The sequence below is a fragment of the Pseudomonas sp. SG20052 genome, from assembly GCF_031766055.1.
GTDB classification, from domain to species: domain Bacteria; phylum Pseudomonadota; class Gammaproteobacteria; order Pseudomonadales; family Pseudomonadaceae; genus Aquipseudomonas; species Aquipseudomonas mandelii.
The window spans coordinates 1470236-1494966 of record NZ_CP134498.1; the positions used below are offsets into that span (position 1 = coordinate 1470236).

22 protein-coding genes are annotated in these 24731 nt (G+C 58.9%); 7 read left to right on the forward strand and 15 right to left on the reverse strand.

The features are described from left to right. Window positions 1-80: 80 nt before the first annotated feature. The 9 genes from RHP74_RS06585 to RHP74_RS06625 all read right to left on the reverse strand — a co-directional run bounded on the left by RHP74_RS06585 (window position 81) and on the right by RHP74_RS06625 (window position 7822). Window positions 81-575 carry a DoxX family protein gene (locus tag RHP74_RS06585; RefSeq protein ID WP_010462590.1) on the reverse strand — a complete coding sequence of 165 codons (495 nt, stop codon included), beginning with the start codon at window positions 573-575 and terminating at the stop codon, window positions 81-83. Next, window positions 572-1333 carry a DNA-binding domain-containing protein gene (locus tag RHP74_RS06590; RefSeq protein WP_311098447.1) on the reverse strand — a complete coding sequence of 254 codons (762 nt, stop codon included), beginning with the start codon at window positions 1331-1333 and terminating at the stop codon, window positions 572-574. The genes RHP74_RS06585 and RHP74_RS06590 overlap by 4 nt, the downstream gene beginning before the upstream one ends. Next, the gene (locus RHP74_RS06595) at window positions 1330-2184 is read right to left on the reverse strand and encodes a DUF692 domain-containing protein (RefSeq protein WP_311098449.1); all 855 of its coding nucleotides are present in this window, start codon (window positions 2182-2184) and stop codon (window positions 1330-1332) included. Before RHP74_RS06595 ends, RHP74_RS06590 begins: the two co-directional genes overlap by 4 nt. Window positions 2185-2210: 26 nt before the next feature. Further along, window positions 2211-2519 (reverse strand): DUF2282 domain-containing protein, encoded by a 309-nt coding sequence (locus tag RHP74_RS06600; protein WP_010462585.1) that lies wholly within the window; start codon window positions 2517-2519, stop codon window positions 2211-2213. A 300-nt stretch (window positions 2520-2819) separates the two neighbouring features. Beyond that, window positions 2820-3521 (reverse strand): ABC transporter ATP-binding protein, encoded by a 702-nt coding sequence (locus tag RHP74_RS06605; RefSeq protein ID WP_010462583.1) that lies wholly within the window; start codon window positions 3519-3521, stop codon window positions 2820-2822. Next, window positions 3522-4289, reverse strand: coding sequence for a high-affinity branched-chain amino acid ABC transporter ATP-binding protein LivG (gene livG / locus RHP74_RS06610; RefSeq protein ID WP_010462581.1), 768 nt, complete (start codon window positions 4287-4289; stop codon window positions 3522-3524). It lies immediately after the preceding gene. Then, window positions 4286-5542, reverse strand: coding sequence for a high-affinity branched-chain amino acid ABC transporter permease LivM (locus RHP74_RS06615; RefSeq protein WP_145307490.1), 1257 nt, complete (start codon window positions 5540-5542; stop codon window positions 4286-4288). Before RHP74_RS06615 ends, livG begins: the two co-directional genes overlap by 4 nt. Next, a complete protein-coding gene (livH, locus tag RHP74_RS06620; RefSeq protein ID WP_010462578.1) occupies window positions 5539-6462 on the reverse strand; it encodes a high-affinity branched-chain amino acid ABC transporter permease LivH in 924 nt (307 codons plus the stop codon). Before livH ends, RHP74_RS06615 begins: the two co-directional genes overlap by 4 nt. A gap of 232 nt (window positions 6463-6694) precedes the next feature. Then, window positions 6695-7822, reverse strand: coding sequence for a branched-chain amino acid ABC transporter substrate-binding protein (locus tag RHP74_RS06625; protein WP_145307488.1), 1128 nt, complete (start codon window positions 7820-7822; stop codon window positions 6695-6697). A 350-nt stretch (window positions 7823-8172) separates the two neighbouring features. On the opposite strand from RHP74_RS06625, the gene RHP74_RS06630 reads away from it, so the two are divergent. Beyond that, window positions 8173-8478, forward strand: a complete 306-nt coding sequence (locus RHP74_RS06630; protein ID WP_311098457.1) for a DUF2288 domain-containing protein — start codon at window positions 8173-8175, stop codon at window positions 8476-8478. A 299-nt stretch (window positions 8479-8777) separates the two neighbouring features. Here RHP74_RS06630 and RHP74_RS06635 read toward each other — a convergent pair whose 3' ends face one another. Further along, window positions 8778-10973, reverse strand: coding sequence for a hypothetical protein (locus RHP74_RS06635; RefSeq protein ID WP_077749561.1), 2196 nt, complete (start codon window positions 10971-10973; stop codon window positions 8778-8780). 198 nt (window positions 10974-11171) lie between these two features. Here RHP74_RS06635 and RHP74_RS06640 point away from each other — a divergent pair, with 198 nt between their 5' ends. Then, window positions 11172-12077, forward strand: coding sequence for an NAD(P)-dependent oxidoreductase (locus RHP74_RS06640; RefSeq protein ID WP_311098459.1), 906 nt, complete (start codon window positions 11172-11174; stop codon window positions 12075-12077). Here RHP74_RS06640 and RHP74_RS06645 read toward each other — a convergent pair. Beyond that, window positions 12030-14240 (reverse strand): bifunctional diguanylate cyclase/phosphodiesterase, encoded by a 2211-nt coding sequence (locus tag RHP74_RS06645; protein ID WP_145307484.1) that lies wholly within the window; start codon window positions 14238-14240, stop codon window positions 12030-12032. The two genes, RHP74_RS06640 and RHP74_RS06645, sit on opposite strands and share 48 nt — an antisense overlap. Window positions 14241-14371: 131 nt before the next feature. Further along, complete coding sequence (locus tag RHP74_RS06650) at window positions 14372-14737, reverse strand: YkgJ family cysteine cluster protein (protein WP_042932325.1); 366 nt, start codon at window positions 14735-14737, stop codon at window positions 14372-14374. A 357-nt stretch (window positions 14738-15094) separates the two neighbouring features. Here RHP74_RS06650 and RHP74_RS06655 point away from each other — a divergent pair, with 357 nt between their 5' ends. Next, window positions 15095-16444, forward strand: a complete 1350-nt coding sequence (locus tag RHP74_RS06655) for an MFS transporter (RefSeq protein WP_311098463.1) — start codon at window positions 15095-15097, stop codon at window positions 16442-16444. 180 nt (window positions 16445-16624) lie between these two features. Here the strand turns inward: RHP74_RS06655 and rapA are convergent, their stop codons facing one another. Beyond that, on the reverse strand, window positions 16625-19471 hold the full coding sequence (gene rapA / locus RHP74_RS06660; RefSeq protein ID WP_010462562.1) for an RNA polymerase-associated protein RapA: 2847 nt from the start codon (window positions 19469-19471) through the stop codon (window positions 16625-16627). A 218-nt stretch (window positions 19472-19689) separates the two neighbouring features. Between rapA and RHP74_RS06665 the strand changes: the two genes are divergently transcribed. The 3 genes from RHP74_RS06665 (at window position 19690) to ccoM (ending at window position 20523) form a co-directional block, all read left to right on the forward strand. After that, window positions 19690-20031 (forward strand): hypothetical protein, encoded by a 342-nt coding sequence (locus RHP74_RS06665; protein ID WP_010462560.1) that lies wholly within the window; start codon window positions 19690-19692, stop codon window positions 20029-20031. Window positions 20032-20103: 72 nt separating this feature from the next. Further along, window positions 20104-20265 carry a hypothetical protein gene (locus tag RHP74_RS06670; protein WP_007935839.1) on the forward strand — a complete coding sequence of 54 codons (162 nt, stop codon included), beginning with the start codon at window positions 20104-20106 and terminating at the stop codon, window positions 20263-20265. Between the two features lie 144 nt (window positions 20266-20409). Next, entirely contained in the window at window positions 20410-20523 is a 114-nt protein-coding gene (ccoM, locus tag RHP74_RS06675) for a cytochrome c oxidase subunit CcoM (RefSeq protein ID WP_010462558.1), read from the forward strand. A gap of 624 nt (window positions 20524-21147) precedes the next feature. On the opposite strand, the gene RHP74_RS06680 is transcribed toward ccoM, so the two are convergent. Beyond that, window positions 21148-22623, reverse strand: coding sequence for an inorganic phosphate transporter (locus RHP74_RS06680; RefSeq protein ID WP_010462556.1), 1476 nt, complete (start codon window positions 22621-22623; stop codon window positions 21148-21150). 375 nt (window positions 22624-22998) lie between these two features. Beyond that, window positions 22999-23199, reverse strand: a complete 201-nt coding sequence (locus RHP74_RS06685) for a hypothetical protein (RefSeq protein ID WP_007935837.1) — start codon at window positions 23197-23199, stop codon at window positions 22999-23001. Window positions 23200-23878: 679 nt separating this feature from the next. Here RHP74_RS06685 and pcaR point away from each other — a divergent pair. Next, a complete protein-coding gene (gene pcaR / locus RHP74_RS06690) occupies window positions 23879-24721 on the forward strand; it encodes a pca regulon transcriptional regulator PcaR (protein ID WP_010462552.1) in 843 nt (280 codons plus the stop codon). Window positions 24722-24731: the final 10 nt, after the last annotated feature.

Sequence of the window (24731 nt, forward strand, 5' to 3'; positions counted from 1 at the left end):
GATAGCGGTGTGACATTCAGCATTGATGTTGACTGACACAGCGCTATCGCGAGCAGGCTCACTCCCACAGGGGAAGGTGTTTACCGGGCGAAATGGCGGGCGATCAGATGATCGATCGACAATTTCCCCGGCCCGGTCGCCATCAGGTACAGCAACACCGCCGCCCAAGTGCCATGGGTCGGGTAGGCGTCGGGGTACACGAACAGTTGAATGGTCAGGGTCATGCCCAGCAAGGCCAGCGCCGAAAATCGCGTGGCTAAGCCGATCAGGATCAGCATCGGGAAGACATGCTCGGCGAAGGCGGCCAGGTGCGCCGCCAGTTCCGGGGACAGCAATGGCACGTGGTACTCGCTCTGGAACAGCGGGATGGTCGAGTCCGCCAGATGCGGCACGCCAAGCTGGAAGGAGCCGTCAAACAGGTCGATGGCCAGGCCTTCGACCTTGGTTTGCCCGGACTTCCAGAACACCGCCGCAATCGAGAAGCGCGCGATAAAGGCGATCAGACTGCGGGGAATCATCTCCAGTAACGCGATGGCGCGAACGATGGGGTTCTGTGATTCGGTCCGGATGTTCATGGCGATACCTTGTTGTTATGCAAGTGAGTGATGGCGTTGCGGCTGATCAGCAGCGCCAGGGTTTGGCTGAGGTCGAAGGCGGGGGCGGCTTCCAGCGCTTGCATCAGTGACTGGCCGTTTTGCAGATACTGGATGAACGCGCTGGCACCTTGATCAAGGGCGAATACTTCAACGTCCAGGCCATTGCGTAACACCAGCGCGTGTTGTCCCTGGCTCAGGTCAATCCCCGCCAGCGTTGTTTCCTGTTGATGCGCCGCCCAGATCGCCACCACCGCGAAGGCAGAACTCAACAGGTTGAGAGAGGGATGAAGTTCGACGGTGAGCTCGCTCAGGGCTTGCGGGTCGACCAGTGCTGCGGCGATCTGCTCATGCTCCAGGGGCTGCGCATCGGCCGCGTGATACGCGATGACGCGCAGGCGCTCCAATCGGGCGACATCGGCCAGATAAGGCACGCTGGCGGCGGGCGCAAAGCCTTCGATGAAGGCTGCGAAATCATGCCCGTAGTCATTCATCAGCGGGCTGCGGGGCGGGGAGCCTTGCACATGAACACCGGCCATGGCCCGGAAGAATTCATCGCCGACCAATTGCACAATCACGGGGTAACTGTCCGCCAACGCGTTGATCAGCGAGGCCTGCACATTGTTGCGATACACCGCGAAACGGCTGGCCGGATCGGCGCCATTGACGCTGAATAATCCGTCAGGGCAGGGCCGCTCCGGATCAAGCAGGGCGGCGGCGAAATCGGCGTGATTGCTCATGACCGGGCCTCGGCGCATCGCAACAACTCATCGGCCTGACGCGCTTCGGCGTGTAATACGCCGAAGGCTGGCACCTGATTGTCGCGTTCGATCAGCGTTGCTACTGGCCCGACACGCTCCAGCACTTGCACGTACAGCGCCCACACGGCGTTGTCGATGGGCGCGCCGTGATCGTCGATCAACAGACGGTCACCGAGGCTGTCGGTGTCTTCGGCAAATCCGGCCAGATGAATCTCGCCGACGGCATGAAGGGGCAGGGCATCGATGTAGGCCACAGGATCGCGTTGATGATTGATGCTCGACACGTAAACGTTGTTCACGTCCAGCAACAGCCCGCAGCCTGTGCGGCGAATGACTTCGCTGATGAAGTCGGCCTCATCGATCGTCGAGCGTTTGAACGCCAGGTACGTCGCCGGGTTCTCCAGCAGCATTGGGCGTTTGAGAGTGGTTTGCACCTGGTCGATGTGTTCGCAGACGCGGTTCAACGTCGCGTTGTCGTAGGCCAGTGGCAGCAAGTCATTGAGAAACACCGGGCCATGGCTGGACCAGGCCAGGTGTTCGGAAAAGGAGTGGGGTTGATAGCGCTCGATCAGCTCGGCAAGGCGTTGCAGGTGTTGAACATCCAGCGGACCTTCGGCACCGATGGACAGGCCAACGCCATGCAGCGACAGCGGATACTGCTCGCGGATCAACCCCAGGTAATGATGAAAAGGGCCGCCGGCCACCATGTAGTTTTCGGCGTGGACTTCGAAGAAGCCGATGTCCGGCTTTGAACCGAGCACTTCACGCAAGTGCCCGGTCTTGAGCCCCAGCCCGGCGCGGGGCGGGAGCCCGAACAGTGAATTGTTCATGGTCGACACTCAGGCTGGGAGGCGGATCAGGCTTTGGCTTTGAAGGCTTCCATCTGACCGAAACCGGTCGGCGAGGTTTTGCTTTCGGTGGTGGCGCACGTGCCTTTCGGAACGAGTTTCCAGGCGTTTGCCTGGTGGTCCATCTTGGCAGTACCGGCGCAGGTGGTGCCTGCACCTGCGGCGCAATCGTTATGACCTTTCATGGCCACGCCGAAGCATTTTTCCATGTTGCTGTTGTCGGCGGCCTGGACGGTGGAGACAGCGGCCATGCTCAGCGCAGAACCAAGGGCCAGGACGAGGGCGGTGGCGGACAGGGTGCGGGTGGTAGCAGTCATGATGTTTCTCCGTTGTTTGAGTTTTGGTAAGCCGCATGTCTGCTGGCTTACCCCTCTAGAGAGAGGTCATCGCGATGCGTTACAGCCCAGTGCAAAACTTTTTAAAAAACCTCAAAACACCACCGAGCCCTTGTGGGAGTGAGCCTGCTCGCGACAGCTGTTTCGCATTCAACGGTTTTGTTGACTGACACTCCGCTATCGCGAGCAGGTTCGCTCCCACAGGGGGGCTTTATTGCCGTGAAGGTTTATGGCGGGCACAAAAAAACGGCCCGAAGGCCGTTTTTTGTTTACCGCAATTGCTTAGCCGCCGAGATACGCTTCGCGCACTTTCGGATCAGTCAGCAGTGCTTCCCCCGTGCCGGTCATCACCACCCGGCCGTTCTCCAGAACGTAGGCACGGTCGGCAATTTTCAGCGCCTGGTTGGCGTTCTGCTCTACCAGAAACACCGTCACGCCATCCTTGCGCAGCTGTTCGATGATGTCGAAGATCTGCTGGATGATGATCGGTGCCAGGCCCAACGATGGCTCGTCGAGCAGCAGCAGTTTGGGTTTGCTCATCAGCGCACGGCCGATGGCGAGCATTTGCTGTTCGCCGCCGGACATGGTGCCGCCGCGTTGGGCAAAGCGTTCTTTCAGGCGTGGGAAAAGTCCGAGAACCTTGTCCATCTGTTCCTGATAATCGCCCTTGCTGGTAAAGAATCCGCCCATGGACAGGTTCTCTTCCACGGTCAGGCGGGCGAACACTCGACGACCTTCCGGCACGACGGCAATGCTTTTACGCATGATCTGCGACGAGTCCTGGCCGACGAGCTCTTCACCCATGTAGCGGATGCTGCCGCTGTGGGCTTGCGGCGAACCGCAGAGGGTCATCAGCAAGGTCGACTTTCCGGCACCGTTGGCGCCGATCAGGGTCACGATCTCGCCCTGGCGGACTTCGACGTTGACGCTGTGCAGCGCCTGGATCTTGCCGTAGAAGGTGGAAACGTTTTCAAATTGCAGCATTTACGCTTCCCCCAGGTAGGCTTTGATCACTTCAGGATTGTCGCGGATCTGTTCCGGCGTGCCGTCGGCCAGAGGCGTGCCCTGGTTGATCACGACGATGTGGTCGGAAATGCTCATGACCAGTTTCATGTCGTGTTCGATCAGCAGCACGGTGACGTTATGCTCTTCACGCAGCATGCTGATCAGCGCCTTGAGGTCCTCGGTTTCCTTCGGGTTCAGGCCGGCGGCCGGTTCGTCGAGCATGAGGATCCGCGGGCGGGTCATCATGCAGCGAGCGATTTCCAGACGGCGTTGCTGACCGTAGGCCAGGGTGCCGGCCGGGCGGTTGGCGAACTGCGTGAGGTTGACCTTGTCCAGCCAGAACTCGGCAAACTCCATGGCCTCGCGTTCGCTTTTGCGGAATGCCGGGGTCTTGAACAGACCAGACAGGAAGTTGGTGTTCAGGTGACGGTGTTGCGCGATCAAGAGGTTCTCGACCGCGGTCATGTCCTTGAACAACCGCACGTTCTGGAAGGTGCGCACCACGCCTTTGAGGGCGATCTTGTGGCCCGGCAGGCCTTCGATAGGCTCGCCGTCCAGCAGGATGCTGCCGCCACTCGGCTTGTAGAAACCGGTCAGGCAGTTGAACACCGTGGTTTTGCCGGCGCCGTTAGGGCCGATCAGTGCAACCACCTGTTTTTCCTTCACGGTCAGGGCCACGCCGTTGACCGCCAGCAAGCCGCCGAAGCGCATGCTCAGATTTTCGACTTTAAGGATCTCGCGGCTCATTTGCGCAGCTCCATGTGAGGACGTTGCATGGGCAGCAGGCCTTGAGGACGCCAGATCATCATCAGCACCATCAAGGCGCCGAACATCAACATGCGGTACTCACTGAACTCACGCATCATTTCCGGCAGCAGGATCATCACCACGGCCGCGAGGATCACACCCAACTGCGAGCCCATGCCACCCAATACGACGATGGCGAGGATGATCGCCGACTCGATGAAGGTGAACGACTCCGGTGTCACCAGGCCCTGACGGGCAGCGAAGAAACTGCCGGCGAAACCTGCGAAGGCGGCGCCCAGGGTGAAGGCGGAAAGCTTGATGACCGTAGGATTCAGACCCAGCGCACGGCAGGCGATCTCGTCTTCACGCAACGCTTCCCACGCACGGCCGATCGGCATGCGCAGCAAACGGTTGATCACGAACAGCGCAGCCAGGGCCAGCAACAGTGCAACCAGGTACAGGAAAATCACCTTGTTGATCGAGTTATAGGCCAGGCCGAAGTACTCGTGGAACGTCTGCATGCCCTCTGCCGCTTTGCGCTCGAAGGTGAGCCCGAAGAACGTCGGCTTCTCGATGTTGCTGATGCCGTTCGGGCCACCAGTGATATCGGTGAGGTTACGCAGGAACAGACGGATGATTTCACCAAAGCCCAGGGTCACGATCGCCAGGTAGTCGCCGCGCAGACGCAGTACCGGGAAGCCGAGCAGGAAACCGAAAGTGGCCGCCATCAGGCCGGCGATCGGCAGACAGATCCAGAAGCCCAGACCCAGATAGTGCGACAGCAATGCATAGCTGTACGCCCCGACGGCATAGAAGCCGACGTAACCCAGGTCGAGCAGGCCGGCCAGGCCGACCACGATGTTCAGGCCGAGGCCGAGCATCACGTAGATCAGCACCAGCGTGGCGATATCCACCGCACCACGAGAGCCGAAGAACGGCCAGACCAGGGCAGCGGCGATCAGCGCAATGATGATCCAGCGTTGGGTGGTCGGCAGGGTCAGGAAGTTACTGGCCTTGGCCGGAATCAGCGGCATGTTTGGCGACGAGCGCCAGGCCGAGCTGATCTGTTGATCGAACAGCACCCGCAGGAACATCAGCACCGAGCACACCGCGATAGTGATCAGTGTGGCGCTGCTGGTGCCGTGCACTTCGAGGTGGATGCCGACGATGGTCAGTTTCAGACCGAGTACCGGGTAGGCCACGGCCCACACCAGCAAAGCACTGAACAGTGCCTGTTTAAGATTCCTAGTCATACTTTTTCAACCTCCGGACGGCCAAGGATGCCGGTCGGCCGGAACAACAGAACCAGAACCAACAAGCCGAAAGCCACGACGTCCTTGTACTGGTCGCCGAAGATATCGGCACCAAAGGCTTCCGCCACCCCTAATACCAGCCCGCCGAGCATGGCTCCCGGGATGCTGCCGATACCGCCCAGTACCGCTGCGGTGAACGCCTTGAGTCCAACGAGGAACCCGGCGTTCGGGTTGATCACACCGTATTGCATGCTCAACAAGACGGCCGCGATGGCCGCCAATGCGGCACCGATGACGAAGGTCAGGGCGATGATGTTGTTGGTATTGATGCCCAGCAAGTTGGCCATCTTGATGTCTTCGGCGCAGGCGCGGCAGGCACGTCCGAGACGAGAGCGGGAGATGAACATTGTCAAGCCGAGCATGGCGACGAAGGTCACCACGAATACCACGATTTGCATGTAGGAAATCAGCACTTCATGTGCGCCACCTGGCCCGAAGGTGAAGCTGCCGGGGATCAGGTTGGCTATGGATTTGTCCTTGGAGTCTTGCGCCAGCAGAACCGTGTTCTGCAGGAAGATCGACATGCCGATGGCGGAAATCAGCGGGATCAGACGGTTGCTGCCGCGCAAAGGGCGGTAGGCGACGCGTTCGATGCTGTAACCGTAGGCACTGGTCACGACGATGGTCGCGATGAAAGCAGCGGTAATCAACAGCGGAACGCTGTCGAGTCCCAGCATGGCCAACCCGGCGATGGCGATGAACGCCACGTAGGAGCCGATCATGTACACCTCGCCGTGGGCGAAGTTGATCATTCCAATGATGCCGTAAACCATCGTATAGCCGATGGCGATCAGAGCATACGTACTGCCAATGGTCAGGCCATTAACCAGCTGTTGGAGGAAGTGATAGATGTCAGGCATTACAGCGCTCCTAAAAACCTGATACGCATTTCACTGGTGGAGTCATTTTCCCGCTCGAGCCCCGTGGATCTGCATCCACTTCGAGTTCGAGGTTTGCCAGCGAACCGCTGATGACGGTTTTGAGATTTTCAGGTGGGGAGACTGGCGGATCACGCCAGCGCGGCCCAATACATTCGTAAAACAAAGCCCACGGCACGCCGTGGGCTTTATTGGCAGTCAGTCAGGCAACGCCTTACTGAGGCTTGGCTTCAGTTTTTGGTTTGCCGAAGTGCCACTCGTAAACCACAAATTTGAAGTCTTTCAGGTCGCCCTTGTCGTCGAAGCTCAGGTCGCCGGTAGGCGTCTTGAAGGTGCCTGCGTGGATGGCAGCAGCCACTTTGGCAGTGTCTTCGGACTTGGCGGCCTTGATGCCTTCGGCAATCACTTCCACAGCCGAGTAGGACGGGAACACGAACGGACCGCTCGGGTCTTCTTTCTTCGCTTTGAACGCATCAGCCAGGGCGATGTTGGCCGGATCCTGGTCGAAGGATTTCGGCAGCGTCACCAGCAGACCTTCCGAAGCTTTCTGAGCGATCTGCGAGATCGAGTCGTTACCCACGCCTTCCGGACCCATGAACTTGGCTTTCAGGCCTTTTTCATCTGCCTGGCGCAGGATCAGACCCAGCTCAGGGTGGTAGCCACCGTAGTAAACGAAGTCGACGTTGGCTTGCTTGAGTTTCTGGATGATCGACGAGAAGTCCTTGTCGCCGGCGTTGATGCCTTCGAACACGGCAACCTTGGTGCCTTTTTTCTCGAGGGTTTGCTTAACGGCGGTGGCGATGCCTTCACCGTATTGCTGTTTGTCGTGCAGGACAGCAACGATCTTCGGTTTTACGAAGTCGGCGATGTAGTTACCGGCGGCAGGGCCTTGGGCGCTGTCCAGACCGATGGTGCGGAACACCATTTTGTAACCACGGGCGGTGATGTCCGGGCTGGTGGCAGCCGGGGTGATCATGATCACGCCTTCGTCTTCGTAAATGTCCGAAGCCGGTTGGGTGGAGCTGGAGCACAGGTGACCGACCACGAACTTGACGCCGTCGTTGACGACTTTGTTCGCGACCGCTACCGCTTGTTTTGGATCACAGGCGTCATCGTATTCAACGGCTTCGAGTTTCTTGCCGTCTACGCCGCCTTTGGCGTTGATCTGTTCGATGGCCATTTTGGCGCCACTGAACTGCATGTCGCCGTATTGGGCTACAGGGCCGGTTTTAGGGCCGGCGATGCCGATCTTGATGGTGTCAGCTGCGAACGAATGGCTGGCAACCCCGGCCAGAACCATAGCGGCAAACAGTTTGGAAATCTGCTTAGTAGCCTTAGTCATAGTGCTCCACTCTTACTGTTGTAGTTTTTATAGTCCTGGCGCCGTAGCAGCAGAACCGGGTCAGATATCTTCGATATCCTCCGGAAAATGCCCCCGACAACTGTACCGGTACAGTGTAGAGCGCCAATTGTTAGCCTGGGAAGCTGGCGCCGGGGGGCAAAACCTGAGGGTGTCGCTTAATTGAAAGAAAAAGACAGAATAGCGGCGGGATGTTAGCTGGCTAATTGCTTGATTCAGCAGCATTCCCTGGCTTTCCTGCTCTTTTCTTTCGGTGACTCAATTGCATCCGGGTTTTTCTGCCAGACCACCGACGTTATCATTCGCGTCGATTTCTTTTCCGGACAGTGCCCATGAATGAAGAACCTAGCACCCTCTATGCCAAGCTGCTTGGTGAAACCGCATCTATTACGTGGAAAGAGTTGGAGCCCTTCTTTGCCAAGGGTGCCCTATTGTGGGTCGATCCCGGCCTGGATTTGATCGCTGCTGCCCACGCTGTTGCGACGGATGAAGGTGAGAAAGTGGCTGCCTGGCTGGCTGCCGACAAGGTCGCCAAGCTGTCTGAAACGCGGGCGCTGGATCTTTTTGAACGCGACCCGCAGCTGTGGGCTGTGGTGGTTTCACCGTGGATTCTGATCCAGGAAAGGGCGACGAGCTGACTGTCCGCACTTTATTGGTGCGTCTGGCGGGCGAGCAAAAGTGTGTAGGTGAGTAGCGTGATGGCATGTTGCCGTAGAGAAAGGCCACAGAAGGGTCTTGGCGAGGGTGACGTAAACGTAACGGGAACAGTTTATTGAGCAGCCTTCGGGCTGCTTAATTGTTTCTGGATGTTGGATTTTTCGGTGAATCCGATGCCGCCATCGCGAGCAGGCTCGCTCCCACAAGTTAACCGCGTTTCTTCAGAAGAAATGCGGTCCTTGTGGGAGCGAGCCTGCTCGCGATTGGGCGCGACGCGGTTTTAGAAGGTTTTACCGGTATGGTTATTGAGCGAAATAACCTTGGTCTTGCCAATCCGGTGACGGTAGATCTCACGCAGGTACTTGATCGCCTTCTTCACGCAGTCGCGCGACAGGCGAATGTCGTTGATCGAGACGAATTTGTCCTTGTCGTTGATCAGCTCGCGGTACTTCTTCTCGTACATCGGTTTGATCGCGTACCAGTTGGTGTCGAGGATCTTCGCCGGGTTCTCGAACTCGTTCAGCAGATCGTCGATCAGGTCTTCGTCGAAGTCTTCATTGATGATGAAGTCGAGGATCGAGTTATCCAGGGTGTCGTCGAAGCGGTACGGGTTCTTCGCGAAGCAGCGCTTGATGAAGGCCACGATCAGCGTCAGGAAATCGTCCGACAGACACGGGCTCTTGGCGATCAGGGTGGTCAGCGACAAGTTGGCCGAAGCGCCGATCACCAGGGCATAACGCTTGAGCGTAGTGTTGGGGAACAGGCTGTTGAGGTGGGTCTTCAACCGGTTCAAGTCCATGTAGGACAGCTTGTAGTCTTTCGGCAGCGAGACAATCGACACCACCGACGAGCAGTTCTTGAAGAAGTGCAGGTCGTGCAACGCGGCCGCGTCGTAACCGGAATTCTTGTACTGCTCCAGCGAGGCCCGATAGCGCTTGGACTCGATCGGCAACAGGCTGATGCCTTCGATCGCCTGGGTCACTTTGTTGAAGTGCGGCAGGTCGATGGAACGGAAGAACAGGTCGTCGATGTTCAGACGCTGTGGCTCTTTCTCGAACACCTTGAACTTGTCGCTGCTCGGCGGCGGGGTTTCCGGCACCACGGACTCGGCGTAGGCAATCGCCACCGGGCCGGCCAGGCTCATGAACAGGTCGTTGGCGTCGAGGCGAATGGTTTCGCCGATATCGATGCCGGCGCGACGGAAATAGTTCTGGTCGTAGTCAGTCGTGACCGCCTGCGCCGTCAGAATGTTGAAAATCTGCTGCGAGATGTATTGGTTGGCGTGCTTTTCCATCGCGTTGACGTCGATGTTCTGAATGTTGCCGTCATCGCTTTCTTCGGCATACCGCATGATGTCGTTGGAGATCAGCATCATGGCGTTCCATGGGCGGATCCGGCCCATGACGCTGGCCTCGCTACTGTCTTCGTTGGCGAAGTTATAGGAGAAGTCCCACTCTTCCGACAGGTATTTGCACAGCAGGCGACCGGCGTTGATGTGCAGCGCCTCGGACATTTCGCTGCGGTGATCGGAAATGTTCGGCAGCACGCAGATGCCGCTGGTGAAGATCGGCTCGAAGACGAAGGAGTGACCGCTCTTGCCGTCGTGCTCATCCATCGGCTTGGTGTCGAACGTCTTGTTCATGTACGAGTGTTGCTGGGCCAGGCCGAATTCCGAGGCCATGCCCGAACCGGTACCGCCGCCGGCACTGAAGATCGAGAAATACAGGCGCGACTGGTTGGCCTTGATCCCGCAGCTGTCGATCAGGTACGAGTGAATCATTTTCCAGTCCGGGCTGGAGAAACGCTGGGTGTCCTTGTTCAGGATGATCTTGGCCAGGTACTGACCGAGGATCGGCGCGTTACCGGCGCCACCGGCGTGGACTTCCGACAAGTCCATGATCTTCATTTTGCTGTAGTCGCGCAGGAAGCCACTCTTTTCGCCCTTGCGCGAGAAACGGATGCGACCGGCGATGTCTTTGTCCAGGTCGCCGAGCATCACCAGCGGCTCGACCAGGAACACCGGTTTGGTGGCCTTGTTCGGCCCCAGGCGCAGGTTGTTGCGAATCCACTGCGCCGGGCTGTAACCCTTTTCGGCGTAACGTTTGTCCGGCGACAGGCGGTCTTCGTTGTTGAATTCGTTGAGGTAGAACTTGCGGGCGTTGTACACCAGCTCAGCGACGTCGAGCGCGATGTTGGAACCGCAACGTCCCAGGCCGATCAGGCACACCGACGGGAATTCCTGATCGCTGTGCTGTTCGTTGTCGCCTTCTAGGTGCGGTGGGCGCGGGAACACCATGTCGCGCAGGCCATCGAGGTTATCGAGGATGCGGTCGGTGTTGGTTTCGGTGAAATACAGGTATTGCTGACTGGCCAGAGGACGTGACGGGATCAATGGCTTCGACGATGAGGGGCTGTTCGCCGCGGGGCTCAGTGTCAGGTCGGAAACCGTAGTGGCCGGATTATTTTTAGAGGTCATTGGGCGCCATGTACCTGGGCTGGTTAGCTCGGCGACACGGTGTCGTCGAACCTTCACGGAATAGGAACTCGCGACTTTTTTAGCGCGTATTTTGCCCAAGCGTCAGGGACTAAGCCTGAGCGTCGCTCGGGGGAATCCTTTCCTTAGTCATGATGAATCGGCCAATATTCTGCGATCTTTAATCAAAAAGAAGGCTAAATGATGTCAACGCTACCTTCGTTGAGTTTTGCCGGAATCGGCCTGATGGGCTTGCCCATGTGCCGCCGCCTGTTGGCGGCGGGGTATCCGCTGACGGTGTGGAATCGCAACCCGGCCAAGTGCGCAGCGCTGGTCGAGGCCGGCGCCCGGCAAGTGGCAACGGCGGCTGAATTGGGTCAGCACGCTGATGTGGTGATGCTGTGCCTGGCGGACACGGCGGTGGTGCGCGAGGTGGTTTTCGGTCCGGCTGGCATTGCCGAGGGGGCGAAAAGCGGTCAGTTGCTGGTGGACTTTTCCAGTCTGGAACCGACGGCGACGCGGGACATGGCATCGGCGCTTGTCGACCAATGCGGCATGCGTTGGCTGGACGCGCCGGTGTCCGGCGGGGTCGTCGGCGCCGAGGCCGGCAGCCTGGCTATTATGGTCGGCGGCGAAGCGGCAGACCTTGAGCGAGTCAGGCCGGTGCTGTTGAACCTCGGTCAGCGGGTGACTCACATGGGCGGTGTCGGCGCCGGGCAGGTGACCAAGGCCTGTAATCAGATGATTGTTGCCTGCAATGCACTGGTGATTGCTGAAGTGGTGGCACTGGCCGAGCGCTCCGGGGTTGACGCCAGCCTGATCTCCGAGGCGCTGGCGGGAGGGTTCGCTGATTCAAAACCGCTGCAGATCCTCGCCCCGCAAATGGCCGAGAGTCGTTTCGAGCCGGTGAAGTGGCACGTGCGTACGCTGCTCAAAGACCTCGACACCGCGGTGAAATTCTCCCGCGAACAGGGCTCGGCCACGCCGATCAGCGGCTTGGCCGCACAACTGATGCGCCTGCATGGGGGGCAGGGCTTTTTGGAAAAGGATCCGTCGACGTTAGTGCAGTTGTACCGTAGCCAGGCTCAAAGAACTGACACTGCGTGAATGTTTGCGCTGATTGATTTCGGCCAGCACCGCAGGCAGCTCGGCCAGCGGTACCGGGCGGCTGAGCAGGTGGCCTTGAACCAGGTCGCAGCCCTGGCGTTCGAGAAAGTCATGTTGCTCGGGCGTTTCGACGCCCTCGCTGACGACCTGTAAATGCAGGGTGTGGGCCATGATGATAATGGCGTGGACAATTTCCATGTCCTGGGTGGCCTTGGGGATGTCCTGAATGAACGAGCGGTCGATTTTCAGTGTGTTCAGCGGCAGGCGCTTGAGGTAGGCCAGGGATGAATAGCCCGTGCCGAAGTCGTCGATCGAGAGCGAGACGCCGAGAGAACGGATCTGCTTCAACAACGCCAGGGTGTTGGCGAGATTGCCCATCAGCGCGTTTTCGGTGACTTCGAGTTCCAGCCGTTGTGGTGACACTCCGGCGATGCGCAGGGCGTTTTCGATTTCATCGGCCAACTCTTCGCGGGCGAGGTTCAGCGGCGAGCAGTTCACGGCGATCTTGAGTTCTTCGCGCCCCTGGCGAGACAGCACTCCAAGATCCTCACAGGCCTTGTGCAATACCCAGTTATCCAGTTCGTTGATCAGGCCGTTGGCCTCGGCAATGGCAATGAACCGATCCGGTGCCAGCAACCCGTGAACCGGGTGTTGCCAGCGAATCAGCGCTTCGAGTTTGGTGACCTGGCCGCTTTTCAGGTCGTAGATCGGTTGGTAATAAAGGATCAGACCGGCGTCGTTGCGCAGGGCGTACCGCAGTTCTTCTTCGAGTTGCAGCTCCAGCGTGGCACGGTTTTTCATGTGTGGACTGAAAAAATGCAGCCCGTTGCGCCCGCTGCCCTTGGACTGGTAAAGCGCCAGGTCGGCGTTTTTCAGCAGCTCCTCGCAGGTCGTTCCATCTTGCGGAAAAACGCTGATGCCGATGCTGGTGGTCATGACCATGCTGCGGCCGGACAGCTCGATGGGCTCTTTCATCTTCAGCATGATGCGTTGGGCCATGCTCCGGGCTTCTTCAAGCTCATGCAGCCCGATGAGGATGCAGAACTCGTCCCCGCCAAAGCGCGCCACCACATCGTCATGGCTGCGTACCGAATCCTTGATATGGCTGGCCAGGACCTTGAGCAATTCATCGCCGGCGTCATGGCCCAGGCTGTCGTTGATCCGCTTGAAGTGGTCGATGTCTAGGAACATCACTGCAAGCATCCCGCCTTCGTTGGTCTTTTCGAGCAGTTTTTCGGCAAAAATCTGATTGAAGCCGCGGCGGTTGATCAGGTTGGTCAGCGCGTCGTAGTGCGCCACCTGTTGCAGCGACAAGCGCGCCTGATCCAGTTGGCTGAGCAGGATGTTGACCCGCTTCAGGTCGGATTCCTTGTGTTGCAGCTTCTTGTCGGCCAATGCCGCGCTGATGCTGCTGCCGATGATCAGCAAGGTCATTACCGCCACCGTCAGCCCCAGTTGCAGGTGGGTGTTGTCGTCGGGCAATGGCTGGGGGCTATCGATGGGAAGCACCAGGTTGAGCGCCGCCATGCCAGTGAAATGCATGCTGACGATGCCGGCACCGAGCACCAGGCTGGCGGTGTATTTGAGCAGTTGATGAACCACGCCGCTGCCCTCGCACAGGTGACGGGAAATCAACAGGGCCGCCAGGCTGGCGCCAATTGCGATCACGATAGAGAGCGCGAACAGGGCAGGGTTGTAATAGGCCGTCGCGTAGGAGCGCATCGCGGCCATACCCACGTAATGCATGGTCGCGATACCCAGGCCGATCCATACCGCGGCCCGCAGTGTTTTCCAGAAAGTCAGATGAGGATGGCTGAGGGTATGCATCGCCAGCCACGAAGCTGTCAGTGCAAACAGCAACGAGATCAGGGTGACGGGTAACTGATAATGGATTTCGATCGGGGCCTGGAAGGCCAGCATGCTGACAAAGTGCATGGCCCAGATACCGCCCGCCAGACACCCGGTACCAACCCAGCGCCACAGACGTTGGGACGCCGCTTTCTCGGCGTGGCCGATCCGCTCGGTGATGTCCAGTGTGGCGAAGCCGGTCGCACAGGCGACCACATAGGCCAGCAACACCAGAAAGGGGTTATGGGTGCAATTGAGGATGACCTGGCCAGTCTCAGGCAGTTGAGTCGTGAAATATAAAGCTGGCCACTCCATCGGACGCCTCGTATTTATCCAGCCGACACCATGAACCCTGGCGAATGTCTTGGAGTATAGAGGTCACACAAAGAGTGCAAACGGTAGTGGCACATTGCATTCGAACATTTTGTAATTACAGGCGCTGATATTCAGGCGATCTGCTCATAAGGGAACTCGAATTCCGGTTGCAGGGCCGGCAATCCGAACGCTGCCCGTGCCGCATCGCAATCCACATTTGCCTCGCCGTTGGCCCAGGAGGCGTCGAACTCCCGACAGGTGCTGGAACGTTGGTCGTAAATCGAGCATTGCACGGTGCTGCCGACTTCGCCGACCAGCCCGACGCAGCGAGTGGGTTTGCAGTCCGTGCCCAGCATGGCCACCCGGCTGGGGCTGATGGGTGCGACTAGCTCGTCAGGCACCGTTCCCCCGGCCGAGGTGCATTCACCCCAGAAAAAAGACACGCGAAAATGAGAACAGCAGGCACCGCAATTCAGACACGGACTGGCTTCGGACATGGGCGATAATCAAAGAGGGATAGGGGATTGGTGGGGCAGGGAAGGCCGCTATTCTAGGCTTCGCTTTGAACTTGGGAAGGGGGCGAAAAAGTATTTTTTCATGTGACCAATGGCGAGAAATACTTGCCTTGCAGAATCCCTTGTGGGAGCGAGCCTGCTCGCGAAAGCGGCGGATCAGTCACCCTCTGTATTGAATGTGCCGGCCTCTTCGCTAGCATCTCGCTCCCACAGGTTTGGATTTGGCTCCATGGGTTGATATCAGCATTACGAATAATTACAGACAGCTCCGGCGGGCCTGTCTAGATTGGAGGTTCCGGGGACAGCGAAACCCCAATAACAATAAAAGAGACGGACCCCATGCAGAACTCGACCCAAGTGGCGAATGCCTGGCGCATTCTGTTCCTGCTGTTCCTGGCCAATCTGTTCAACTTCTTCGATCGCACCATCCCGGCCATCATCATCGAACCCATCCGCATGGAATGGCACCTCAGCGACTTTCAGCTGGGGATCATCGGTACTGCATTCACCATCGTCTACGCCATTGCCGGCTTGCCCCTGGGGCGCATGGCCGATACCGGTTCGCGCAGCAAGCTGATGGGCTGGGGCCTGGCGGCGTGGAGCGGTCTGACGGCGGTCAATGGGCTGGTGGGCAATTTCTGGGCGTTCCTGATCGTGCGCATGGGCGTCGGCGTCGGCGAAGCCAGTTACGCGCCGGCCGCCAACTCGCTGATCGGCGACCTGTTCCCGGCGCATCGTCGCGCGCGGGCCATGGGCATTTTCATGCTCGGTCTGCCACTGGGCCTGCTGCTGGCGTTCTTCACCATTGGCGCAATGGTCAAAGCGTTCGACAGCTGGCGTGCACCGTTCTTCATCGCGGCGGTGCCAGGGCTGATCCTCGCGATCTTCATGTTCTTCATCAAAGAGCCGAAGCGTGGCGCGGCAGAAACCGTGCAGGTCTCGCAAGAGAAAGTCGACAAGCCGATCCGGCGAATTCTGGCGGTGCCGACCTTTCTTTGGCTGGTCTTGGCCGGGTTGTGCTTCAACTTCGCTACTTATGCCTGCAACTCGTTTCTGGTGCCGATGTTGCAGCGTTACTTCCTGATGCCGTTGCAGGAAGCGGCGGTGGCGACCGGCGTGATCGTCGGCGTGACCGGTTTGTTCGGATTGACGCTCGGTGGCTGGGTCGCCGACAAGATTCACCAGCGAGTGGCCAATGGGCGCCTGCTGTTTGCGGCGTTCAGCCTGATCATCTCGACGGTGTGTACCGCGTGGGCGCTGCATGCCGGGCGGATCGAGATCGGGGTGTTCGTGGCGGTGTTCAGCGTGGGTTGGCTGTTTGCTTACAACTTCTATACCTGCGTTTACACGGCGATTCAGGACGTGGTCGAACCGCGCTTGCGGGCCACGGCGATGGCGCTGTTCTTCGCCGGGTTGTACTTGCTGGGCGGTGGTTTGGGACCGGTGGTGGTGGGTGGTTTGTCCGACCACTTCGCGCACACGGCGATGGCCGCGGCAGGCACCGAGCAAATGACCGAGGCGTTCAAGGCGGTCGGCTTGCATGACGCGATGTACTTGATCCCGGTGGCGCTGTTTTTCACCATGGTGTTTCTGTTTTTGGCTTCGCGGTGTTTTGTTCGGGATTCGAAGCGGATGAAGGAAGGGTTGGTCGCTGTGGGTGAATCTGATGTTGCAGTGGCGACTGCATAATCGCTATCGCCAGCAGGCTGGCCCCCACATTGGATCTACAGCGTTAACAAATCCCCTGTGGGCGCTAGTCTGCTCCTGCTAGCGATGCGGCCATCAGCATCACTGCCTCAAATTTCAGGCAATAAAAAAAGGCCCGCATCACTGCGGGCCTTCTTGTTTTCAGCGGTGGAGCGGGGCGGTTTAACCCGCCACCAACACCCGAATCGCTTCCAGCCGCAACGCGGCTTTATCCAGCATCGCCAGACCCTGCTCGCGTTGTTTGCGCAGGGCAACCAGTTCGCTGTCGCGCACGGTCGGGTTGACCGCTTGCAGTGCGGTCAAACGTGCCAGCTCTTCGTCGGTATCGGCCGCCAGACGACGTTGCGCTTCGGCAACCCGTTCGGCGTGACGCGGGAAGATCTTCTCTTCGCCGGCGTTGATCCGTGGCGTCAGTTGATCGCGCTGAGCCTGGATGAACTTGTTGGCACTGGCGCGGGGCACGCTTTCCAGTTGATCGTTCAGGGTTTCGAACGACACCCGTGCCGACAGGTCGTTGCCATTGGCATCGAGCAGGCAGCGCAGGGCGGCCGGCGGCAGGTAACGGCCCAGTTGCAGCGAGCGCGGCGCAACCACTTCGCTGACGTAGAGCAGTTCCAGCAACACGGTGCCCGGTTTCAGCGCCTTGTTCTTGATCAGCGCCACGGCGGTGTTGCCCATTGAACCGGACAAGACCAGGTCCATGCCGCCTTGCACCATCGGGTGTTCCCAGGTGATGAACTGCATGTCTTCGCGAGACAGCGCCTGGTTACGGTCGTAAGTGATGGTCACGCCTTCGTCGTCGCCCAGCGGGAAACTGGCGTCGAGCATTTTTTCGCTCGGCTTGAGGATCAGGGCGTTTTCCGAATGGTCTTCGCTGTCGATGCCGAATGCGTCGAACAAGGTTTCCATGTAGATCGGCAGGGCGAACTGATCGTCTTGTTCGAGAATGTCCTCGACCAGCGCATCACCTTCGCCAGCGCCGCCGGAGTTGAGTTCCAGCAAGCGGTCACGGCCGGTGTGCAACTCGGCTTCCAGGCGCTCACGCTCGGCGCGGGCTTCGTCGATCAGGGCTTGCCACTCGCCATCGTCGGCGTTTTCCAGCAGTGGCAGCAGGCGCGGGCCGAACTGATGCTGCAAGGCGTTGCCGGTCGGGCAGGTGTTGAGGAACGCGTTCAGCGCCTCGTGGTACCACTGGAACAGCCGTTCTTGAGGGCTGGTTTCCAGATACGGCACGTGCAGTTCGATGATGTGCTTCTGGCCGATCCGGTCCAGACGACCGATACGCTGTTCGAGCAAGTCCGGGTGGGATGGCAGATCGAACAGCACCAGGTGGTGCGAGAACTGGAAGTTACGACCTTCACTGCCGATTTCCGAGCAGATCAGCACCTGTGCGCCAAATTCTTCGTCGGCGAAGTAGGCCGCGGCGCGGTCACGCTCAAGGATGTTCATGCCTTCGTGGAAGACCGTGGCCGGAATACCGGAGCGCACACGCAGGGCGTCTTCCAGGTCCATGGCGGTTTCAGCGTGGGCGCAGATCACCAGCACTTTGGTGCGCTTGAGCATCTTCAGCTGATCGATCAGCCACTCGACGCGCGGGTCGAATTTCCACCAGCGTTCTTCTTCGTTGGCGTCCGGCTGGGCCTGGAAGCTGACTTCCGGGTACAGCTCGGCGTGATCGCCCAGCGGCAATTCGAGGTATTCGTCCGGGCACGGCAGCGGGTACGGATGCAGTTTGCGCTCCGGGAAACCCTGCACGGCGGCGCGGGTGTTGCGAAACAGCACGCGGCCGGTGCCGTGGCGGTCCAGCAGTTCGCGGACCAGGCGGGCGCTGGCTTCGATGTCGCCATCATTGACGGCGGTCAGCAGTGCTTCGCCTTCGTTGCCGAGGAAACCGTGAATGGTCTTGTGCGCTTCCGGCGACAGGCGCCCCTTGTCCAGCAGCTCCTGAACGGCTTCGGCCACCGGGCGATAGTTTTCGCTCTCGGCGCGGAAGGCGTGCAGGTCATGGAAACGGTTCGGGTCAAGCAGGCGCAGGCGCGCAAAGTGGCTGTCCTGACCCAGTTGTTCCGGGGTCGCGGTCAGCAACAGGACGCCGGGAATGACTTCGGCCAGTTGCTCGACCAAGGTGTATTCAGGGCTGGCCTTGTCTTCGTGCCACACCAGGTGGTGCGCTTCGTCGACCACCAGCAGGTCCCAACCGGCGGCGAACAGCGCGTCCTGGGCCTTTTCGTCGTCCACCAGCCACTCGAGTGCAACCAGCGCGAGCTGGGTGTCTTCAAATGGGTTGGCGGCATCGCTTTCGATGAAGCGTTCTTCGTCGAACAGCGCGACTTGCAGGTTAAAGCGGCGGCGCATCTCGACCAGCCACTGGTGCTGCAGATTCTCCGGCACCAGGATCAGCACGCGGTTGGCGCGGCCCGAGAGCAGTTGGCGATGGATCACCAGGCCGGCTTCGATGGTTTTGCCCAGGCCCACTTCATCGGCCAGTAGAACCCGCGGCGCAATGCGGTCGGCGACTTCACGGGCGATGTGCAACTGGTGCGCGATCGGTTGCGCGCGTACGCCACCGAGGCCCCAAAGCGCGGACTGCAATTGGCGGCTGGTGTGTTCCAGGGTGTTGTAGCGCAGGGAGAACCAGGCCAGCGGGTCGATCTGCCCGGCGAACAAACGGTCACTGGCCAGGCGGAACTGAATGAAGTTCGACAGTTGGGTTTCCGGCAGGGTAACCACTTCGTTCTGCGCGTTGAGGCCGTGGTAGACCAGCAGGCCATCGACGTCGTCGACTTCCTGGACGGTCAGCTTCCAGCCTTCGAAGTGAGTGATGGAGTCGCCCGGCGAAAACCGCACGCGGGTGAGGGGCGCATTCCGTAGCGCGTACTGGCGAGTCTCGCCAGTGGCCGGATAGAGCACGGTCAACAAGCGGCCGTCCTGTGCCAGAACGGTGCCTAAACCCAGCTCGGCTTCGCTGTCACTGATCCAGCGTTGCCCCGGTTGATACTGCTGCGCCATGCTGCCTGACTCCCACCTTGAAAAAGCGGGCTATCTTAACGGAATGAGGGCTTCAGGGCCAAAGGACTCTCATAAAAACTCGCACTCTTACGTTAGTCCAGCGACGCGATGCTTGCAGGTCGGGGCACCAATTGGTGCCAAACCGGTCACAGTTTGCGACCGATGGCTCAAGTCGCCATCCCCGCAGCCGACAGCCTGCTGACAGGAGACTAATAATTATGCTGCCACCGATGCTCCCTTTGAGTGCCGTGCCGATCACGTCACAGCAGGACCCGATCCGCCAGCGCCCGGATATTCCGCCTGTCGTGCCGGTGCAGGAAAGCTCCAACGAAAACACCATCGACCTGCAACAGCGAGATCCCGAAGAAGCGGCTTTTCAGCTGCGCGAGGAACAGCGGCGCAAGCAGGAGCGGGAACGGCGTCGTCGTGAGGCTGATGAAGATCCGGAAGAGCATCTGGCGATTCCCGGTAACGAGCTCAATGCCGACAATACCGTGCCGGTGGCGCCGTTGATGGAAGATCAGCCGCGCCAGGGGTTGTGGGTCGATATCCAGATTTGAGGTTGTGGCTGGTCAGCGCTGCCGTGAGACCGCATTATTGTGACAACCCTGCCATACGATGTACTGAGCACCATGAGCCAAGACGACAAGCTGATTGATCTCAATTCCGAACGCGCCAAGCGGGTTCATGACCTTAATGAAAAGCGTCTGAATGAAGTGCGTCAGGCGTTTGAGCAGGCGATGCCGTTGGGTAAAGCCAAGAAGAAACCGAAGAACAAGCCGAAAAAGCGCTGAAACACCCTGCATCCGTTGATGCAGGTCAGTTATTTCCCCTCCTTTACGCCCTGTCTTGGGCGACATTGATCCTGGTCAATTTTCTCTTCTGCCTGATTGGTTAACTTAGCCCTATCGCAACAGGGCAAGTGCAGGAGAGCCGTCATGTTTTTCGACAACGTGGTGATCGCCGGGGTGCTGACAGTCGGCCTCATGGTTCTGTTTTTCGCAGGGTTCGGATTTTTTATCTGGAAGGATTCGCATAAGCGTAAGCCGTAGTTCTTTCTGGATGTAATGAGCACGCAAGGCATTTTGGGCAACTTCGGTTGCCCTTTTTTTCGCCTGCGATTTGGTAATGGGGGGCTGTGGGAGTGAGCCTGCTTGCGAAGGCGGCCTGATAGCCGACCTGTCTCTGCGTGGTGTACATATCCATTCCTGCGGTAATGGCCGCTTATGGTTTCGCCCTTACGGCGACTCACTTTTTTTTCAAATGCCAAAAAAAGTAAGCAAAAAAAGGCTCGCCCCGAACGTCCTGCCCCTCGCCTAGGCTCGGCGTTCCTTCGCTCCGGCATTCATCTGGGGGCATCGCCTCCGGTCGGCTTCGCTTCGACCTCCTCTCGATGTGTGCGGCTTCGCCGCACGGCGCTACGCGCCCCCCCCAGATGAACGCCTCCACTCAGCCTCCCGAAGGGGCGGGCAGATCAAGAGCAGGCGAGCTAACGCTCGGCCTAATGAGTGGTGAGGAGCGAAGCGGGTACACCGAACCCCTTGTAGGAGCGAGGCTTGCCCGCGAAGGCGTCCTCACGGCCAACCACCTCTTTCAACAGACCCGGCAATGCCGAACTGCAGGCCATAAAAAAGGCGCGAACCTTACGGAACGCGCCTCTTTGTCGCAGCCATGTATCAGCTGCCCAGTGCCTTCGATGCCAGCCAGAACAGGCCGGCCGACAAGGCCACTGTCGCGGGCAGGGTCAGGACCCAGGCCAGCAGGATGGTTCTCACGGTGCCGCCTTGCAGGCCGCTTTTATTGGCGACCATGGTGCCCGCCACACCCGAGGACAGGACGTGGGTGGTGGAGACCGGCAGGCTGAAGATGTTGGCCATGCCGATCAGGCTCGCGGTGGTGATCTGTGCCGACATGCCTTGGGAGTATGTCATGCCCTGCTTGCCGATCTTCTCGCCGATGGTCAGCACCACGCGTTTCCAGCCGACCATGGTCCCCAGGCCCAGGGCCAGGGCGACCGCCAGAATCACCCAGAACGGGGCGTATTCGGTGGTGGTGGTCAGGTCTTTGCGCAGTTTGTCCAGGTCAGCCTTTTCACGGGCAGCGAGGCCAGGCAGCTTGCCGACTTTCTTCGCCGTGTCATCCAGGCAGAGCAGATAACGACGCACTTCGATGCGGCTTTCCGGCGACAGCGAGTGGTAATCCGCTACACCTTTAAGGGTGTCGAGGAGGGCGGTGATGGTCGGTTCGGTCTGTTGCGGGTTGCAACGGAATTTCTCCGGCAGATCGCCTTCCACGCTTTTGCCCAGGGCCAGGTACTCGCCCAAGGTGTCGGCGTTACGCTTGTAGAACTGGCTCAGGTGCAACGTCGCATCGCGGGTCCGTTCGATCTGGTAGGTCGTGCTGCCCAGGTCGAGAACGAACTGCGCCGGCACGATACCGATCAGCACCAGCATGATCAGGCCGATACCTTTCTGGCCATCGTTGGAACCGTGCACGAAGCTCACGGCCATGGCCGAAATCACCAGCACCAGGCGATTCCAGAACGGCGGGTGTTTCTTGTCGTCGATCTTGCGGCGCTGTTCCGGTGTCTTGTGCATCTTCGACAGAGGACGCCACCATTTAAGACCGATCAATATCAGCGCTGCGACCAGGAAACCCGCCATCGGCGAGAACACCAGGGACGCCCCGATGTCGATCGCTTTCTGCCAGTTCACGCCATCGGCCAACGCAATGTCGTTGATCAACGCGTTGGCCAGGCCGACACCGAGGATCGAACCGATCAGCGTGTGGGAGCTGGAGGCCGGGATACCGAAGTACCAGGTGCCCAGGTTCCAGGTGATGGCGGCGGCGAGCAGTGAGAACACCATGGCCAGCCCGTGACCGGTGTTCACATTGATCAGCAGTTCTACCGGCAGCAGGTGGACGATGGCATACGCCACGCCGACACCGCCCAGCAGTACGCCGAGAAAGTTGAACACACCGGAAAAGAACACCGCCAGATGAGGCGGCATGGCTTTGGTGTAGATAACGGTGGCCACCGCGTTAGCGGTGTCATGAAAGCCGTTGATGAACTCGAAGGCGAGGACAAAGGCCAGGGCGAGCAAGAGGCTCACAAGCACCCAAGCATCAAGTCCGCTGAATAAATCGATCATGAAGGTTTTCTGACCCGGTCATAAGGGGGCGCGATTATGCCAGAAAAGACTGCAAATCGATGCACTAGGTGCTCATCGGTAACATTCTTCAACGAATTAATTTGTGACGATGGCCTATCGCCGAGGTTTTTACCGGGTTTTGCAAGTCATGAATTCAGATGAAAAGGCCGCAGCCACAAGGGTTTCTCTCGTGAGACCGAGAGGCTTGAACACTTGTGTGAAATATCTGAGAAGAGGGTCAGGCAAGTGCCATTTGCCTCATCCGTAGGGTGAGGTGACCGCTGCCCGCTTGTAGCGGGCGCGAAAGGCATCATCAGAACACCCCGCTTTTAACGGGTGCCGATGCAGACCCTTGAAGGATTCAGGCCGAGGTATTCAGGGTTCTTCGGCTTTGAGTTCCTTTTCCATCTTCTGTAATTCCTGGGTGAATGCCTGATCCTGAACGGTGGCGCGTTTACGCCAGGGTTTGCGCTCGGGTTCGGGCTGAGCGGCGTAGGTGGTGACTTCCCCGCCGTAAACTTCCTTGTAACGTTGTTCCTGGCGCTCAAGTTCCGCGCGCAGTTCGTCTTTCGTCACAGTGCTACCTGTATGAGTTGAGATAAATTCTGGTGAAACGCGCTGCATGGAACCTATTGACCACACCCGTCGAAAGGCCAATACCCGATAAAGGCATCGTTTCTACGGCGTGCGAAAAATACTTCCATGTTGCAGGCGGCCACGGCACCAGAGAAAAACAGCTGACGTAGCATCAGTTACCTGTTTCAGCGAGCGCGTTGGCGGAGCATATGAAATGAGCGTCAAGCGCTTGCTGCAGGCAGCGACGATAGAAAACCGGGCTGCCGGGTAGCGGAATCGGCACGTAAAAACCGCTTCGCCACTGAGGTGCATTATAGCGGTCGATCCGAAGAACACTATCGCTTGAGAGTTAAAAGTAGTTCTACCTGTGTGATTGTTTTGTTACTCACAACTTTCAGAGGTAACTAGGGTGTGGGTGATGTCACAGTGCAACGATGTCTTTCTGACGCCATAAAGTCGAACAAGTTAATCCCACTACATCAGCCCTTAATCAGTAAAGAATAAAAGCATGTTGCGGGCGCTGCGCAAATCAGCGCGCGCAGGTAGCCATCGCCTGTGAGGTCGATTGCGATTATCGGTCGATGGTTCGATAATCGCCCAATCTTGCGGCCTGTGGCTTGTGTGCCGGACCCGAAGCCGCTTGTAATAGCCGCTGATCCGTGTGGGAAAAGGACCTGATATGAACGATCAAATGCGCAATTCCTTCGCTTCAGTGGCGCCGCCGATCGTGGCGTCGCCCGCCAAGCGAATCCAGGCCCTGACCGGCGATCCGGATTTCATGACGTCCCTGGCTCGGGGATTGGCGGTGGTTCAAGCGTTCCAGGAGCGCAAACGGCACCTGACCATTGCCCAGATCAGCCACCGCACGGAAATTCCCCGCGCCGCTGTGCGACGTTGCCTGCACACCCTGATCAAACTCGGCTACGCCACCACCGACGGTCGCACCTATTCGCTGCTGCCCAAAGTGCTGACGCTGGGCCATGCCTATTTGTCCTCAACGCCTTTGGCGGTGTCCGCCCAGCCGTATCTGGACCGTATGAGTGAGCAACTTCACGAGGCCTGCAACATGGCCACGCTGGAGGGCGACGACATTTTGTACATCGCCCGCTCGGCGACCACCCAACGCCTGATTTCCGTCGACCTGTCGGTGGGCGGGCGGTTGCCAGCCTATTGCACGTCGATGGGCCGGATCCTTCTTGCGGCACTGGACGACACCTCGCTGCGCGAATACCTCGACCATGCGGAGTTCCAGGCCAAGACCAGCCGAACCTTGCACACACCCGAGGCGTTGCTCGAATGTCTGCAGGAAGTGCGGCAACAAGGCTGGTGCATCGTCGATCAGGAACTGGAGCAGGGCCTGCGTTCGATTGCCGTTCCGGTGTACGACGCTTCGGGCCAGGTGGTGGCCGCGCTCAACGTCAGTACCCACGCCGGACGAGTCAGCCGCAACGAGCTGGAGCAGCGTTTCTTGCCCGGTTTGTTAAGTGCCAGCCGTGACCTCAGCGCCCAGTTGTTTGCCTAAGCTGTTCGAT

What these genes read in the sequence shown, in the direction of transcription:
- RHP74_RS06680 (WP_010462556.1), bottom strand. Translation starts at nt 22,623, where the DNA reads ATGATCGATTTATTCAGCGGACTTGATGCTTGGGTGCTTGTGAGCCTC.
- RHP74_RS06615 (WP_145307490.1), bottom strand. Translation starts at nt 5,542, where the DNA reads ATGACTAGGAATCTTAAACAGGCACTGTTCAGTGCTTTGCTGGTGTGG.
- livG (WP_010462581.1), bottom strand. Translation starts at nt 4,289, where the DNA reads ATGAGCCGCGAGATCCTTAAAGTCGAAAATCTGAGCATGCGCTTCGGC.
- RHP74_RS06640 (WP_311098459.1), top strand. Translation starts at nt 11,172, where the DNA reads ATGATGTCAACGCTACCTTCGTTGAGTTTTGCCGGAATCGGCCTGATG.
- RHP74_RS06600 (WP_010462585.1), bottom strand. Translation starts at nt 2,519, where the DNA reads ATGACTGCTACCACCCGCACCCTGTCCGCCACCGCCCTCGTCCTGGCC.
- RHP74_RS06630 (WP_311098457.1), top strand. Translation starts at nt 8,173, where the DNA reads ATGAATGAAGAACCTAGCACCCTCTATGCCAAGCTGCTTGGTGAAACC.
- rapA (WP_010462562.1), bottom strand. Translation starts at nt 19,471, where the DNA reads ATGGCGCAGCAGTATCAACCGGGGCAACGCTGGATCAGTGACAGCGAA.
- ccoM (WP_010462558.1), top strand. Translation starts at nt 20,410, where the DNA reads ATGTTTTTCGACAACGTGGTGATCGCCGGGGTGCTGACAGTCGGCCTC.
- RHP74_RS06650 (WP_042932325.1), bottom strand. Translation starts at nt 14,737, where the DNA reads ATGTCCGAAGCCAGTCCGTGTCTGAATTGCGGTGCCTGCTGTTCTCAT.
- RHP74_RS06670 (WP_007935839.1), top strand. Translation starts at nt 20,104, where the DNA reads ATGAGCCAAGACGACAAGCTGATTGATCTCAATTCCGAACGCGCCAAG.
- RHP74_RS06625 (WP_145307488.1), bottom strand. Translation starts at nt 7,822, where the DNA reads ATGACTAAGGCTACTAAGCAGATTTCCAAACTGTTTGCCGCTATGGTT.
- RHP74_RS06595 (WP_311098449.1), bottom strand. Translation starts at nt 2,184, where the DNA reads ATGAACAATTCACTGTTCGGGCTCCCGCCCCGCGCCGGGCTGGGGCTC.
- RHP74_RS06645 (WP_145307484.1), bottom strand. Translation starts at nt 14,240, where the DNA reads ATGGAGTGGCCAGCTTTATATTTCACGACTCAACTGCCTGAGACTGGC.
- RHP74_RS06590 (WP_311098447.1), bottom strand. Translation starts at nt 1,333, where the DNA reads ATGAGCAATCACGCCGATTTCGCCGCCGCCCTGCTTGATCCGGAGCGG.
- RHP74_RS06605 (WP_010462583.1), bottom strand. Translation starts at nt 3,521, where the DNA reads ATGCTGCAATTTGAAAACGTTTCCACCTTCTACGGCAAGATCCAGGCG.
- RHP74_RS06585 (WP_010462590.1), bottom strand. Translation starts at nt 575, where the DNA reads ATGAACATCCGGACCGAATCACAGAACCCCATCGTTCGCGCCATCGCG.
- RHP74_RS06665 (WP_010462560.1), top strand. Translation starts at nt 19,690, where the DNA reads ATGCTGCCACCGATGCTCCCTTTGAGTGCCGTGCCGATCACGTCACAG.
- RHP74_RS06655 (WP_311098463.1), top strand. Translation starts at nt 15,095, where the DNA reads ATGCAGAACTCGACCCAAGTGGCGAATGCCTGGCGCATTCTGTTCCTG.
- RHP74_RS06635 (WP_077749561.1), bottom strand. Translation starts at nt 10,973, where the DNA reads ATGACCTCTAAAAATAATCCGGCCACTACGGTTTCCGACCTGACACTG.
- pcaR (WP_010462552.1), top strand. Translation starts at nt 23,879, where the DNA reads ATGAACGATCAAATGCGCAATTCCTTCGCTTCAGTGGCGCCGCCGATC.
- livH (WP_010462578.1), bottom strand. Translation starts at nt 6,462, where the DNA reads ATGCCTGACATCTATCACTTCCTCCAACAGCTGGTTAATGGCCTGACC.